We start from the raw sequence: 15,657 nt of genomic DNA, 5'->3' as shown, positions 1-15,657 counted from the left end.
AGCTGATGTTTCCATTGCCTAAAGAGGATAAAAAGGTATCTCCCTATTTTGTATTTTATTTAATACATGCGATGCAAATAGGCGTAGGCATTCTGGGATTCGAAAGAATTATTGTCCAGTCTGCAGGCTATAGTTCCTGGATCGCAATCTTAACATCCGGCGCCTCCATTATCGGATTGGTGTGGGTTTCCTATCGCATCTTGAATAAGGGGAACAATGACATCGTAGCCATACATGCTGAAATTATGGGGAAATGGATTGGCGGTTTTTTCAGCTTTCTATTTTCTTTATATTTCTTTTCCTTTGCATTGGTTGTACTTAGATCATATGTGGAAGTGCTCCAGGTATGGGTATTTCCAGAAGTCTCTGAATGGATATTCGTACTTATTATCATTTTTTTAGCCTATTCCTATGTCACAGGAGGTTTCCGGGTTGTAACAGGAGTAAGCTATTTAGGGATTTTATACGGATTGCCATTATTATTGGTGAAATTTTATCCTTTACAGTATGCCGATTATGGAAATCTCCTGCCAATCCTGAATGCTTCTCCTGCAGAATTATTTAAAGCTTCAAAAGAAATGACCCTTAATTTTCTCGGGTTTGAGACCATATTTATGTTTTATCCTTTTATAAAAGATGGGCCGAAATCTGAAAAGTGGGCCTATTTCGGCGTGCTATTCAGCATATTTATTTACCTGCTGACTGCTTTTGTTACGTTTGTCTACTACAACCAGGAACAGTTAAAAGGCACCATTTGGGCTACACTCACACTATGGAAAATCGTGGACTTAATCATTGTGGAAAGGTTCGAATACATAGGAATTTCCGTATGGTTCTTTACTATTCTTCCGAATATTTGCATCGGCCTCTGGTGTGCCAGCCGGGGAATGAACCGTCTGTTTCCCGTCTCTCAAAGAAGTGCCTTGAGGATTTTTAGCCTATTGCTGTTTTTCATCAGCGTTATTTTAACAAATAGACAGCAAATTGATTTGCTGCAGAAAGCTGTCTCCCAAATCGGGTTATATACCATCTACTTTTACTTACCATGCTTGCTGGTCTTACAATATATCATCATGAAGGTGAAAAAAGGATGAATGTTAAAAACTATTTATGTTGTTCCTTGATTCCAATCCTCCTGGCAGGATGTACTCCAAGTCCAAAAGTATTGGAGGATCTCCAATTAGTGCAGACCATTGGGTATGATTATGTCAATGGTGAGGAATTTGAAGGAACAGCAGGCTCTTCCAATATACCTCCAGGTGAACAGTCACTGCCGGTAAACGAGGTCTTTACCGCAACAGGGAAGACAAGTAAACGGATCAGGCAAAAGATTCAGGCGGAAGCAGCAAGGCCCATAGTCATTGGCAGGGTGGGACTAGTCATTTTCAATCAGGAACTCGCTGAGCATGGTATTGAAAATCAAATAGACAGTCTGCAGAGAAACCCCAGTATTGGCCGGAAATTGCTGCTTGTTGTATCGAAAGAGAAGGCGAAAGACATCATTGATTCTAATTACTCGCAAAGCGATTCTGTATCACAGTATTTAATTGATGTAGTTGAACAGAATCTTGAGCAGACCATTCCAAAGATCAATTTACACCGTTTTCTTGTTCACTATTACAGCAAAGATGCCGATCCTTTTTTACCTTTAATTGAAAAACAGGGTAAGCATTTGAAGGTCAGCGGACTGGGGATTTTTAAAGACGATAAGCTAGTTGATACAATCAGCTTTGGTGACGCCTATATCTTTAAAATACTTTATGAAAAATTCCGGCGGGGACAATTTGAAGTAGAACTTAGCGGCGGAGAAGATGTAAGTCTCGAAAACCTGTCATCAAAACCTAAAATAGTGGTGGAAAAGACGAATGGAAAATATACAGCAACTTTTAAGGTGAAAGTAAATGGCAGAGCCATGGAAGGGGTTAATTTAGATCTAACAGATAAGAAAACGATTGAGAGAATTGAAAAAGCAGTGGAAAAGGAAATCACTGACAGAGCAGAGAAAATGGTCAAGAGGTTTCAGGAATTGGATGCAGATCCCCTTCGCATCGGGGAAAAGGCCAGGCAGCGCTCCGATTTTAATCGGAAGGAATGGAAAGCGCAGTATAGTGAAATGGAAATTAAGATCGAAGCAGAAGTGAATGCTGTTCAATCGGGAATTATAGAATGATCATGTTAATTATTAGAGAAATTGGCATCCGATAAGGGTGTCAATTTTTAATTATAAATTTTCAGAATTATTATTGTTTTCAGGATAAATATGTGATAGTTTAGTAAAAACGAAGTTCAGACTTCAAAAAAATAAAAAACACAGTATATACTTCATTTATTTAAGGTGAGTCCAAATGATATTAAAAGAAACAATTGAAAAAGAATTTAATAACCTCTCCAAAGGGCAGCAGAAGGTCGCTAAGTATTTACTGGATCACCCTAAGGATTTTGCAGTAAAGTCAGCGGGTGAGATCGGCAAGATAATCGGGGTCAGTGAAACAACAGTCATCCGATTCTGTTATTCGATTCAGCTATCCGGCTATTCGGAGCTGCAGAGGATGGTAAGGGAACAATTATTGAAGGCGAATAGCACACTTGGTCAGTATTTTACCAGCAAGGTGGAACTGGCAGAAAAGCCGGAATTCCTGGCAAGTGTGATGGAAAAGGATTGTCTCCATATCAGGGAAACGATTCAAAATATAAGTCAGGATGATTTCGATGTTTTAGTGGAACGTTTGATCGAAACGAAAAGAGTATATGTTACAGGTTTGCGGTCTTCCTTTGCGGCAGCAAGCTGGCTTTCTTTTACCCTTGGTGTTGTAAGGGGAAATGCGAAGCTGATCCGGCCGGATACGGATGATCTGCTGCTGACAATCACTGAAATGGATAAAGAAGCAACGTTCATTGCCATTTCATTCGACCGCTACATGAAAGATACGATTAAAATGGCGGAATTGGCGAAAAAGCAGGGAGCATTTGTAATTGGCATTACGGATTCAGCAATCGCGCCGATTAAAGAGCATGCCGACTTGCTTTTTCAAATCCATTCATCGGAAAAATCGACCATTGATGCGGCGCCGGCACTCTTTTCCTTTCTGAATGCGGTGATTGCAGGTGTATCGATTAAAGATTGTGACCGGTTTCAAACAAGGAAAGAGCAATATGAAAAGCTTGATAGTGAACATTTTTTTATTCAGCCGGGAGGGAAGATGGATTGAAGGAAATTATTGAAGAGATTAAACCTGCATTGGATATGGTTTTTGATCATTTGCACGAAAACCCGGAAGTGAGCTGGAGGGAATATAAGACCACTGAGTACTTGCAAAAATTCCTGGAATGCCGGGGGTTCCAGGTTCAGCTGTTTGGGAATTGCACTGGTTTGGCTGTTGAAGTGGGGGAAGGGAGTCCATGCGTCGCGCTGAGAGCGGATATGGACGCACTTTGGCAGGAGGTGGACGGCAAGTTCCAGGCTAATCATTCCTGCGGACATGATGCCCACATGACAATGGGGGTTGGGGCCATGCTGCTGCTTCAAAAGGCAGGCTTCCCTAAAAAAGGCAAACTGAAATTCATCTTCCAGCCGGCTGAAGAAAAGGGCACTGGTGCCCTGAAAATGATTGAGCATGGTGTGCTGGATGATGTGGATTACTTGTACGGTGTACACCTTAGGCCAATCCAGGAAATAAGGGATGGAGAAGCGTCTGCAGCCATTTACCATGGTGCAGCAAGATTTCTGACCGGGGAAATTATCGGGGAAGATGCCCATGGCGCCCGCCCGCACCTTGGGCAGAATGCCATCGAGATCGGTGCTTCTTTCATCCATGAAATTAAAAATATTCATTTGGATCCGATGGTTCCGCATACGGCCAAGATGACCAAATTCCACGCCGGCAGTGACTCAGGCAATATCATTCCGGGAAAAGCTTCCTTTAGCCTGGATCTGAGGGCACAAACAAATGAAGTGATTAATGCCCTGGCTGAAAAAATTGAAACCATCACCGATTATTTATCCAAGCTGTATGGAGTCAAGATTAACCTTGAGACGAAAGCAAATGTGGCAGCAGCTGAAGTAGATGAAGAAGCTCAGGATTTTCTGGAGAAGGCTATAATTGATGTCCTGGGAGCTGGCCAATTAAGGGAGCCAATCGTGACTTCGGGCGGGGAGGACTTCCATTTTTATACTCTCAAGAAGCCGAATATTAAGGCCACGATGCTCGGATTGGGCTGTGATTTAAAGCCGGGGCTTCATCATCCGGACATGACGTTCAACAGGGAAGTGATTTACTCGGGAATGGAAATACTGGCCAAAGCCGTAATGGCCACTTTGGAAAAGGAGGAGGAGTGATGATGGCTGCTGTGACAATGGATTTACGGGTATTAAAGACAGCATCCGATATGAATCTTATTCAGAAGCTTGAGCAGAAGGTCTGGAATATGGCTCCCCTTCCGGTTCATCAAACCATCACAGCTGCCCAGAACGGAGGGCTGCTCCTCGGGGTATTTATAGAAGATGATCTTGTGGGATTCAGCTACGGTTTTCCCGGTTTCCACAAGGGAAAAGGCTATTTATGCTCCCATATGCTGGGCATTCATCCTGACCACCAGGATAAGGGAATGGGGGCCTTATTGAAGCAGAAGCAAAAAGAACTGGCTTCCGAAATGGGATACGACCTGATTACCTGGACTTTTGATCCGCTTGAAAGCCGGAATGCTTACTTGAATCTTTCCAAGCTGAATGCAGTTTGTTCCACATATGTGGAGAATTGCTATGGAGATATGGATGATAGCCTGAATCATGGTCTGCCGACAGACCGTTTAAAGGCAGAATGGTGGATTACCAGTTCACATGTGGAGGAGCCATTGAACATTGAAATAGCGTCAGCACATAATCCGTTTGATTGGGGAGTATCAGAGGACGACTTTCCTGTTTTATTAAATACTGAATGGGATGCTGCTGAAGCTCCAGTGCTTGTTCCGATTCCGGCAAACTTCCAGACTATTAAGAATAAGAATTTCGAGCTTGCGATAGATTGGCGCTTTAAAACAAGAAGGATTTTTCAGAAGTTATTTTCTAAAGGGTACGCTATGGCAGGATTTCAAAAAGGGCCAGAGGGCCCGGTGCATTACTATGTATTCGTTCAGAGGAATCAGCTTAAACTCAACTAACAGGAAAAGGCGGGAATGGATATGAAAGTGACAGAAGTCGTATTGCGGCATATGAAAATGAGAATGAAAGCTCCATTTACAACAAGCTTCGGCACGTTTCAGGATAAAGAATTTCTCTTGCTGGAAGCTAAGGATGAGAATGGTGTGAGCGGCTGGGGAGAATCTGTTGCCTTTCATTCACCATGGTATAACGAAGAAACGCTGAAAACGAACTGGCATATGCTTGAAGATTTCATCATTCCGAATCTATTAAACAAAGAAATGGAACATCCTGCTGAAGTTTCGGAAACTCTCTCCTACATACGGAAAAACAATATGGCGAAATCAGCATTCGAAGGGGCGGTTTGGGAGTTATATGCCAAGCAAAAGGGAATTCCGCTTGCAAAGGCTCTTGGCGGAACAGCGAATGAGATTGAGGTTGGCATCAGCATCGGCATTCAGGATCGTGTTGATGATTTGCTTCACCTTATTGATGAATATGTAAAGGAAGGCTATAAGCGCATCAAAGTGAAAATCAAGCCAGGCTGGGATGTTGAGGTCATGAGGAAAGTGAGAAAGCATTTCCCGGATATAGCGCTTATGGCTGATGCAAACTCAGCATACACCCTTGAAGATATCGAACTATTAAAACAGCTGGATGAATTCAATCTAATGATGATCGAACAGCCGCTTGCATCTGATGATATTATCGATCATGCAGTTCTTCAGAGAGAACTTAAAACTCCGGTATGCCTCGATGAAAGCATTCATTCCTATGAAGATGCGCGTAAGGCAATTGAGCTGGGAAGCTGCAAAATTATTAATATCAAAATCGGCCGGGTCGGGGGGCTGACAGAATCCAGGAGAATTCATGATCTCTGCCGGGACAGGGGCATTCCGGTATGGTGCGGAGGCATGCTGGAATCCGGAATTGGAAGGGCGCACAATATTGCCTTAACCACACTATCAAACTTCATTATGCCTGGAGACACAGCTGCATCATCCCGCTATTGGGAGAAGGATCTGATTGACCCTGAAGTAACTGTTGAAGAGGGAATGATTAAGGTTCCTGAAAATCCTGGCCTTGGGTATGAACCAAATTATGAGACCATTAAACAGTTTACTGTTTTTGAAAAAAGCTTTTCTTAAGGGAGAGAGAACTCTCTCTTTCTCTTTTAAGTAAAATTGTCGAAAAATTCAAATATATAAAAGGGGGATCAGAATGAAAAAGAGTATTCAAATTGCTGGTGCTTTTATTGGGGTCATAGTCGGAGCGGGATTTGCTTCAGGCCAGGAGATTTTGCAGTTTTTCACGGGCTTTGGCTGGATGGGGATTGCCGGAGCCATACTGGCGACCTTTTTCTTTGCTTTTCTTGGCATGAATTTAACTCAGCTTGGAAGCCGTCTGCAGACAGATTCTCACAAAGACGTGATTTATCATATTTGCGGAAGGTATCTGGGGATGGCTGTTGATTTCATCATTACCTTCTTTCTTTTTGGGGTGGCAGCTGTCATGCTTGCGGGATCGGGATCCATTTTTGAAGAGCAGTTCGGAATCCCGAGCATGGCGGGGAATATCATCATGGCCGTATTGACGGTCCTGACCGTTTGCCTGAATATCCAAAAAGTGATTTCAATTATCAGCCTGGTAACACCGTTTCTATTAGTAATGGTAATCATCATAGGCGGTTATGCTATAAGCACGATGGGGATTGATTTCTCTGAAGTACAGAAACTGGCGGAAAGCCAAACGCCTGCCGCTTCCAATTGGTTTATGGGCGGACTATTATATGTTTCATACAATATTGCGGCTGGTGCTGCGATGCTGGCTGTTATGGGCGGAACAACAAAAGATGAAAAGCAGGCAGGGATGGGCGGCATCCTTGGCGGTGCTGGATTAGGAATTCTTATCTTAATAATCAACGCTGCCATGCTTTTCAAGATGGATGTGGTGGGTGGATCGGACATGCCAATCCTTGCTCTTGCCAATGAAATTTCACCGGCTTTTGGATTATTGATGTTCGTTGTATTGCTTGGCATGATCTACAACACAGCTGTTGGTATGCTGTATGCCTTCACGGCCAGGATCGTGAAAAGGGATAATCCTAAATTCAATCTTTTTGCTGTATTTTTTGGTGCGGCAGCATTTGGAGCCAGTTTTGCAGGCTTCATAACGCTAGTAGGGACGGTTTATCCTTTGATGGGGTACCTGGGATTTACACTGATTGCGGCGATTGTGTTTGCCTGGTTTAGGGGGAAGAGGAAGGCTGCTGGGAGTATAGGGAGTGAAGTTGTTTTAAAGCAATAGAAACATTGCTGCTTTAATAGAAAGCTCAGTTCTCCTGAGCTTTCTATACCTTCTCAAATTTACCTCATAATTGTCTTGCGGCTCTGAACACTGCACTGGCTGGCTTCCTATTCCTTAATAAAGATTATATTCTCCATTCTCCGGTCCGCTTCCAGCTGAAGGAAAAGAAACACCCATAGTAAGCAAAGCATCTTTTGCTTGCGATAGGTAATTTTCTGCCTGGCCCTGCCATCTGATGATCAAACTTATAAACGCCTTATACTCTGGACCTGCATTTTCCTCCATCGTTTTTAGTCCTTCCCGCACCTTTTTATCCTGATTTTCCGCATTCATGATGCAAGCCGCCATTGTGTCGATAATCGATTGCCGCTTTTCTCCATTTACTAGTCTATGTGCACATCCAACAGCGGTCACGCGGTGATACGAAGCCGGAACCAGGTGGTTGTGCATCTCTGCATTTCCTTTTAAATCTTTGGTCTCGGGAATATGAAAAAGTTCAGAACTCATGGAACAAACCATTTCCTCAGCATATAAACTTTGCTGCAACAGTGTTAAAATATCTCCCCAGCTAGTTGCCCGATAATATGGATAATAATAAGGATTCAATCGAACCATCTCCTTTTATGGATATTGGAACCCATCATTATAGATATGATTGTTAATCGGGGGTCATGTCATTTTGGGCGGTTGCGGCTAGTCCATATTTAAGCTTAATTTTTAGTTATAAGAATTGGCTAACGCACGAATTCCATCCCCGATCTTCTTCACTCCAACTGTAATTTTTCTATCCTCCACCTGGGAGACACTCAATCGAATTCTATTTTCCTTTAGATATTCTGGAAGATACATTGGTGCAGCATCCTGAACTAATACATTTTTCTTTTGGAGATGCTTCACAAGATTCTTCGCTTTCATTCTGCCCGGGAGGACAACTGTCGAATAGAATCCCGAATCCCCGCCAGTAAATGAAGTATCGGGAGGCAATTGCTCCAGGTATGCCTTTTTGAGAATGGACCCTTTCTTTTTGTATTGACGCCGGAGTTTTTCAATATGTGCTTTAAACATACCGCTGCTTAAGTAAATCTCAAGTGCCCCTTGTGTGAGGACGGGTGTATGGACGTCCGCTGCAAATTTGGCTTGTGTAAAACGTTTCATTAAGGCTTCTGGAAGAACTGCCAATCCTAATCGCAGCCCTGGCAGCAAAACTTTCGAAAAGCTTTTTGTGTAAATGACTCTCCCGGATGGATCATAGGCAAACATGGGATCTGCCTTTTTTCTTGTATCAAAATCTCCCATATAGTCATCCTCCACTATGTAGACATCATATTTCTGAGCGAGCTCGACCATTTCCTTTTTTTCCTGGTTGGAGTAGCTGCAGCCTGTAGGGTTTTGAAATCTGGAAACAGTGTAGAAAAACTTGATGTTTCTCTCTCTGAATATCTTTTCTAAGTAATTGAGGTCAATTCCTTCCTGATTCACCTCTATGCCAATAGGCTTCAAGCCGCGGGAAGTGATGGAATCTATGAAACTGAAGTGGGTTGGCTGTTCTGTGTAGATCTCTATTTTATTATTGGGAAAGGGGAGTGAGACCAAGAGATCCAGAGCCTGCTGGGAGCCGGATACAACCGCAATTCTTTCAGGAGGGGTGAAAACCTGCATATCCTGAAGGTGTGCTGAAAGCTGATGCCGAAGACTCGGCAAACCGAGGGGATGGGAATACTGAAACATTTCCTCTTTATAAAGCTCAATTGCCTGGTTCATACAATGCTGATAATCACGGTATGGCATCTTGCTTTTGTCCGGTCCTGCCGAGACAAAATCAATGATCATAGATTTGTGTTTTTTTGGCATATCAGAGCCTACCGCAAAATAGCCGCTTTTTGGCACAGAGTAGATGAGATGTGCCTTTTCCAATTCACTGTAAGCTTTCATCACAGTGTTGATGCCGCAGTTGAATTCTTTGGCAAATCTGCGGATGGAAGGGAGCTTTTCTCCGGCTTTCAAGCGTTCATCATCCAATCTGGATTGGATTTCTTCTATGATTTCATCATATTTAGTGCCCATGAATTCACACCTCCCGGGGGATTTGTATGGGTACAGATGGCCAAAACTATTCTTTTCTGTATCCATTATGCTGTTTATAGTATAAGGGACAAATATAAGAGCTGACATCATGACGGAAATCCTATTTTATGAAGGAGGAAGAAAAGATGAAGTGGATGAGAAGAGCTGATATTGCGGCCTTTTCCGTGTTATTGCTGCTGACGGGTACAGGTGCTGAGGCATTAGGCGGACAAGAAAACACAAAAAATCTGCACATTGAAGAAGCTTTTGCAGGAAAAGAGGGCACTATGGTTCTCAAGAATCTTAAGAATGACAAGGTTTATGTCTACAACAAGGAGAGGAGCAAAGAGAGACTGACGCCTGAATCAACCTTTAAGGTCGCCAATGCCCTAATCGGGCTGGAAACTGCCGCTGTAAGAGATGAATACGTAGTGAAACGGTGGGATGGAGTTGAACGGGAATTCGAAAGCTGGAACCGGGATCATTCACTTGCTTCTGCCATGAGGGAATCAGCTATATGGTTTTATCAGGACCTGGCGAGAACGATTGGTGAAAAGAACATGCAGGAATACGTTTCAAATATCCAGTACGGAAACCAGGACATTTCAGGAGGAATTGATGCCTTTTGGCTGGACAGCAGCCTGAAAATTTCCGCAGCAGAGCAAGCTGATTTTATAGAAAAGCTTGTGGAGGAGAAGCTGCCTTTTACAGAGAAAAATCAAAAAACTGTCAAGAGAATGATGATTCAGGATGAACAGGATCATTTCATACTGCATGGGAAAACGGGGACAAGGCTGTCCGACATGGGACTGGGCTGGTACGTTGGTTTTATTGAAACAGGGAAGGGCACATGGGTGTTTGCGGTGAATATCGATGGAACAGGTACGGAGGCCAGGAATATTGCTGTAGAAGTACTGAAGGAGAAAGTGATCATAATGAGTAATTTTAACTGATCCTATTGAGGGAAACCATGTTTATGGTTTCCCAATTGTAAAAACTATGCAGGGATAAATAGCTTACAGATAAAATGTTTTACCAAAATTCCCAAATTTCTTAATACTCTCCGTATCTTATTAAGAAGGAAAAACGTTATATAAAATGAATGTATTTATTGCAGCTATTAAAGTGAACGGGGGAAAAGTATGAAGGTTTTAATATTGGGAGGTACTCGTTTTTTAGGAAAAGCGCTGGCAGAAGAAGGCTTGAATAGAGGTCACGATATCACATTATTCAATCGCGGGAATAATAAAGAAGCGTTTTCCGAAGTGGAACAGCTCGTAGGTGATAGAGATGGTGATGTGTCGCAGCTCAAAAACAGAAAATGGGATGCTGTAATGGATACATGCGGATTCGCACCGCACCAAATTAACAAAATCGCAGCAGTGCTTGGAGATAGCATCGAACATTATACGTACATTTCTAGCATCTCTGTATATAAAGACTGGATTCCGCTCAATCTCACGGAAGACTATCATTTACAGTCCATGCCGCAGGATCGATTGAAAAATGTTGAGGAAGGCAGAATTTCTCCTTATGAGTATTACGGCGCGTTGAAGGTGTTATGCGAAGCTGAAGCAGAAAAGCATTGGCCGGGGCGAGTGCTGCATATCAGGGCAGGTCAGCTGGTTGGGTCGTTTGACTATACAGATCGGCTCCCATACTGGGTTCAGCGTGTCTCGGAAGGCGGAAATATAGTGGTGCCGGGACGTCCGGATCGTCCAATTCAATTGATCGACGTGAAAGATATAGCAGCATGGGGCTTTAATATGGCGGAAAATATCAAAACTGGAACGTATAATATTACAGGCCCCGATTATGAATTGACGATGGAAGAGCTTTTGAATACATGTAAATCAGTTACAAACAGCAATGCCAAATTTGTCTGGACCGATGAACAATTTGTATTGGATCATCAATTACAGCCATGGACTGAAATGCCGTTATGGATTCCTGAACAATTCCCTTTAGATGGAGAAGATAAACCGTGGCACATGTGCATCAGCGTAAAAATGGCCATCGAAAACGGACTTTCCTTCAGACCGCTTGAAGATACAATTCAGGATGTATATCAATGGGAGAAAGGGAGACAGGATTCCGGACGAAAAGCAGGAATATCGCGTGAAAAAGAGCAAGAGCTGCTGGATGCCTGGTTTCAAAAATAGAAAAATGATACTTTGTGATGGTGTATTATCCCAACGTCCATATTAGGTTGTACTTACCTTACTAATAATATTGCTAATGAAAAATGACAGGTACAAATTACACTGTCATTTTTTTTACACTTACCAATCTATTTGTAAACTATCAGTTACCGTCCTTCTGCCTTCTGTCTACTCAGAAACTTAATAATCCTTTACAAAAAGGTACCTATCTCTTAATGACAAAGTGCTATAACCAATTTATTGGAGGTGGAATTGATGGAGAAGAAGGTTTTAGTGAAAAATAATCCTATCATAGCTGCTGTACGCGATGTCTCATTAATTGAGAAGGCTGTTCTTTCACCTGTTGAGACGATCTTTTTGATGACAGGTGATATTTTCTCAATTGAGCATTGCGTTGAAGAAAGCAGGAAGTATCATAAGTCGATTTTTCTGCATGTTGATCTCATCAAAGGAATAGCGAATGATCGAGAAGGAATAAAGTACTTGTCTCAAAAAGTAAAGCCAGATGGTATTGTTTCGACAAAAAATCAATTGATTCAGGCCGCTAAAAAAGAAGGGTTATTAGCGATCCAGCATTTATTTATGCTAGATACACAGGCATATGAAAATGGAATTCGAAACGTATCTAATATACAGCCTGATGCAATTGAGATTATGCCGGGATTAATGCCAAGAGTCATACGGGAGTTTTACGAAAAAATAGATTGTCCAATTATCACAGCTGGATTAATTAAACATCCGAATGAAATAAGAGAGGCGATAGAGGCTGGAGCACACGGTGTAGCTATCGGTGAACCTGAATTATGGAATACAGACTATAAATCTATTTGAAATATGGAAATTAGCAGGATTAATCAACTGATTATTGGAATAAAATTTAATAATAAATTTACTTAATACCAATACTGTCTAAATAAAAAGTTTTACTATGAAAGTGTAGATTATGAATCACTAACATAGTAGAAAATTAAAAATCGAATATTATTAACTACCGAGGGTGGAGTTAATGGAGAAAACCCAGGTATAGTTACTAGTCTTATTAAACATGAACATGTTTTTTAAGTCTGGCTATACTTGGTTTTTTTTGTTGGTTTCTTTTGTCAATTTAGGATGATGAGGTAACAAATTGAATATACCAATCAAAAGTAGAGATTGAAGATCTTTATGAGCTTACTTGTAAATCTTACTACTCTGTCTCTGTCAATTGATCTCCACGAAAGTGGATTCAATATAAAAACCTTTGTTTTGAAATGGGGGATTAGTTATTAGAGTATTTAGAAAAATCTAGTTATGCGAGTAGCATCAGGTTTATCACTTGCTGTTCGTAGCCTCGTTAAATGACGAATGTTTCGCCATTGGCATTGACTAGGTAAGAGGACCTCGAGACTCTTATCCTAAAAATTAAAAAGGAAGGATGTAAAAGATGAAAGCAACTAAATTCGTTTTTGTTTTGATGATGATTTTCAGTTTAATAGTAACTCCTTCTTTCCAAGGATCCAACCAAGCAGAGGCTAGCTCATCTGCTTTTAAAATTGCTGTCCTGCCTGATACCCAAAACTTAGCAAGCAACCATCCGGAAATCTTTCGCGCCCAAACGCAGTGGATTGCCGACAACTCGGAGGAAAAGAATATCAAGTTTGTTGTTCACGAGGGAGACATCACTAACAATAACAATACACCCCAGTGGGAGGTTGCTTATGATGCGATGCGAACTTTAGATGGGGTTGTTCCTTATACGGTTTTACCTGGAAACCATGATATGGGTACGGGAGGTTCGGCAAATACACGAGATACCACTCTATTTAATACCTATTTTCCGGTAAGTGATTTTTCCGGAACTGAGACTTTTGGGGGTGTTTATCCGGAGGAACCTGATAAGTATGATAACAATTATCATACCTTTAACGCTGGAGGAACGGACTGGTTAGTACTTTCGCTGGAATTTGGACCAAGAGATCCTGTATTGGATTGGGCGAACGAGGTTGTTTCTTCTCATCCCAATCACCGTGTCATAGTAGTAACGCATAGCTATATGTTTTCTGATGAGACACGTCATAATACAGGACATGCCTGGAATGCCCATAATTATGGTGTAGCTTCAGAGGCAGGTGGAGTTAATGACGGGGAAGAAATGTGGCAGAAATTTGTCAAGCTACATCCAAATATCTCAATGGTACTTAATGGACATGTGTTGAACGATGGTCAAGGTCGTCGTGTATCGGTAGGAGACTATGGAAATAAAGTCTACCAAATGCTATCTAACTACCAGATGCAAGCAAATGGAGGAAATGGTTTTATACGCCTTTTGGAAATCGATCCAGAAGCAGGGACGATAAAAGCAACCAGTTACTCCCCTTATCTAGATGAATACAAAACAGACTGGCAAAATGAGTTCCAATATACAAACGCTGAGCTTGGTACACCTGATTCAGATGTTAAAAAAACTAGGTATCTCTTCGATGATGATTTTAGCCAGGATAAGAAACGTGATGATGACGGACATATGAAAGACTGGACGATCGTGGATGAGGGAACGATTGACGCACCATCCAAATGGTTGGTTGTGAATGGGGAAGTCGTACAATCTTCCAACATCTATGGTCCGAATGTTCCTGCTGTTGACAATCGTAAGGGGACCTTTGCTTATTACGACAAGAGCAGTGCCTTCAATTGGGAGGATTACACCTTTTCCGCTACATTACGCGCCTCCGATAATGACGGAATTGGTCTGATGTTCCGCTATCAGGATCCAGATAACTACTATAAACTAGAATTGGACAACCAGCGTAAATTCTCCAAGCTCTTCAAAGTCGTTGATGGAGTGGAAACGACACTGGCACATGTGGCTGAACCAGGGTATATCCCAGACACCAAATTTGAACTAGAAATCAAGGTGGTTGGGAATCAGATCCAGGCATACCGAGATGGAATCGATATATTTGGAGGACCTATTATCGATGATTCCCATTCAAAAGGTACGGTAGCTCTATATTCATGGGGGAATCAGAGTAACTACTTTGATGATGTGCTGGTTAAAGATGTTAAACAATCTAGGGATCTCTTGAAGGATGATTTTAGTGGGGGTAAGAAACGTGATGATGACGGTCCTATGAAAGACTGGACAGTCGTGGATGAGGGAACGATTGAAGCACCATCTAAATGGTCGGTTGTGAGAGGAGAAGTTGTACAATCTTCCAACATCTATGCTCCGGATGTTCCTGCTGTTGACAGTCGTAAGGGGACCTTTGCTTATTACGACAAGCGCAGTGCCTTCAATTGGAAGAATTACTCGTTTTCCACTACATTACGCTCTACCGATAATGACGGAATTGGTCTGATGTTCCGCTATCAGGATCCAGATAATTACTATAAATTAGAATTGGACAAGGAGCGTCAATTCTACAAGATCTTCAAAGTCGTCGACGGAGTGGAAAGAACACTGGCCCATGTGACTAAACCAGGATATATCCAAGGCGCCAATTTTGAACTAGAAATCAAGGTGGTTGGGAATCAGATCCAGGCGTACCAGGACGGAATCGATATATTTGGAGAGCGTATTATCGATGATTCCCATTCAAAAGGTACGGTAGCTTTATATACTTGGGAAAATACGAATAGCTACTTCGATGATGTGATGGTAAAAATTGAAAAAAAGAATGAAAAGTAATGCATGGAATTAGTAGAATCCAGCTATCATAGCTATGATTAAGTTTGAGAATAGTCTTTACACCTCGAAGAGCGGATATTTTAAAATACTCTGTTATTCGGGGTTTTTTGTTTAAATTATAAAGCTAAGGGGAGACCTATTATCTTGATATTTAATGGGGGTACGGCAACCAAAAGCGAAACATGGGACTAAATGCAAAAAAATCCAATTACACCGAGTTGTTCAGTGAAAATAAAATTATTTACTCCCAACTGCTTAAAGCTGCATGCTTCTATTCTGAATTATGGTATTTAAACTCTAAATCTAGTTGAAATGTGAAA

Annotated in this window: 13 protein-coding genes; 11 read left to right on the top strand and 2 right to left on the bottom strand. The window is 41.8% G+C overall.

Annotation, left to right across the window (positions count from 1 at the left end; genetic code table 11):
* The first annotated feature begins 5 nt into the window (after nucleotides 1-5).
* The 7 genes from IRB79_RS15845 (at nucleotide 6) to IRB79_RS15815 (ending at nucleotide 7,444) form a co-directional block, all read left to right on the top strand.
* Nucleotides 6-1,094: a GerAB/ArcD/ProY family transporter gene (locus IRB79_RS15845; protein WP_243503415.1), complete on the top strand. Its 1,089-nt coding sequence runs from the start codon at nucleotides 6-8 to the stop codon at nucleotides 1,092-1,094.
* Nucleotides 1,091-2,170, top strand: a complete 1,080-nt coding sequence (locus tag IRB79_RS15840) for a Ger(x)C family spore germination protein (RefSeq protein ID WP_243503414.1) — start codon at nucleotides 1,091-1,093, stop codon at nucleotides 2,168-2,170. The genes IRB79_RS15845 and IRB79_RS15840 overlap by 4 nt, the downstream gene beginning before the upstream one ends.
* A gap of 175 nt (nucleotides 2,171-2,345) precedes the next feature.
* Nucleotides 2,346-3,209, top strand: coding sequence for a MurR/RpiR family transcriptional regulator (locus IRB79_RS15835; RefSeq protein WP_243503413.1), 864 nt, complete (start codon nucleotides 2,346-2,348; stop codon nucleotides 3,207-3,209).
* Entirely contained in the window at nucleotides 3,206-4,336 is a 1,131-nt protein-coding gene (locus IRB79_RS15830) for a M20 peptidase aminoacylase family protein (RefSeq protein ID WP_243503412.1), read from the top strand. The genes IRB79_RS15835 and IRB79_RS15830 overlap by 4 nt, the downstream gene beginning before the upstream one ends.
* Before the next feature lie 2 nt (nucleotides 4,337-4,338).
* Nucleotides 4,339-5,157, top strand: coding sequence for a GNAT family N-acetyltransferase (locus IRB79_RS15825; RefSeq protein WP_243509458.1), 819 nt, complete (start codon nucleotides 4,339-4,341; stop codon nucleotides 5,155-5,157).
* 21 nt (nucleotides 5,158-5,178) lie between these two features.
* Nucleotides 5,179-6,285, top strand: coding sequence for an o-succinylbenzoate synthase (menC, locus tag IRB79_RS15820; RefSeq protein ID WP_243503411.1), 1,107 nt, complete (start codon nucleotides 5,179-5,181; stop codon nucleotides 6,283-6,285).
* 73 nt (nucleotides 6,286-6,358) lie between these two features.
* A complete protein-coding gene (locus IRB79_RS15815; RefSeq protein ID WP_243503410.1) occupies nucleotides 6,359-7,444 on the top strand; it encodes a YkvI family membrane protein in 1,086 nt (361 codons plus the stop codon).
* A gap of 114 nt (nucleotides 7,445-7,558) precedes the next feature.
* Here the strand turns inward: IRB79_RS15815 and IRB79_RS15810 are convergent, their stop codons facing one another.
* A complete protein-coding gene (locus IRB79_RS15810) occupies nucleotides 7,559-8,059 on the bottom strand; it encodes a hypothetical protein (RefSeq protein ID WP_243503409.1) in 501 nt (166 codons plus the stop codon).
* A gap of 102 nt (nucleotides 8,060-8,161) precedes the next feature.
* Nucleotides 8,162-9,508, bottom strand: a complete 1,347-nt coding sequence (locus IRB79_RS15805) for an aminotransferase-like domain-containing protein (RefSeq protein WP_243503408.1) — start codon at nucleotides 9,506-9,508, stop codon at nucleotides 8,162-8,164.
* A 146-nt stretch (nucleotides 9,509-9,654) separates the two neighbouring features.
* On the opposite strand from IRB79_RS15805, the gene blaOXA reads away from it, so the two are divergent.
* The 4 genes from blaOXA (at nucleotide 9,655) to IRB79_RS15785 (ending at nucleotide 15,337) form a co-directional block, all read left to right on the top strand.
* Nucleotides 9,655-10,461 carry a class D beta-lactamase gene (blaOXA, locus tag IRB79_RS15800; RefSeq protein ID WP_243503407.1) on the top strand — a complete coding sequence of 269 codons (807 nt, stop codon included), beginning with the start codon at nucleotides 9,655-9,657 and terminating at the stop codon, nucleotides 10,459-10,461.
* Nucleotides 10,462-10,650: 189 nt separating this feature from the next.
* Nucleotides 10,651-11,670, top strand: coding sequence for an NAD-dependent epimerase/dehydratase family protein (locus tag IRB79_RS15795; RefSeq protein WP_243503406.1), 1,020 nt, complete (start codon nucleotides 10,651-10,653; stop codon nucleotides 11,668-11,670).
* Nucleotides 11,671-11,925: 255 nt separating this feature from the next.
* Nucleotides 11,926-12,501 (top strand): glycerol-3-phosphate responsive antiterminator, encoded by a 576-nt coding sequence (locus tag IRB79_RS15790; RefSeq protein ID WP_243503405.1) that lies wholly within the window; start codon nucleotides 11,926-11,928, stop codon nucleotides 12,499-12,501.
* Between the two features lie 592 nt (nucleotides 12,502-13,093).
* Complete coding sequence (locus IRB79_RS15785; RefSeq protein WP_243503404.1) at nucleotides 13,094-15,337, top strand: metallophosphoesterase; 2,244 nt, start codon at nucleotides 13,094-13,096, stop codon at nucleotides 15,335-15,337.
* The last annotated feature ends 320 nt before the right edge of the window (nucleotides 15,338-15,657 follow it).

This window comes from Cytobacillus oceanisediminis, from assembly GCF_022811925.1.
In the GTDB taxonomy this organism is placed as follows: domain Bacteria; phylum Bacillota; class Bacilli; order Bacillales; family Cytobacillaceae; genus Cytobacillus; species Cytobacillus oceanisediminis_D.
This window is presented reverse-complemented; position numbering and strand designations above follow the sequence as displayed.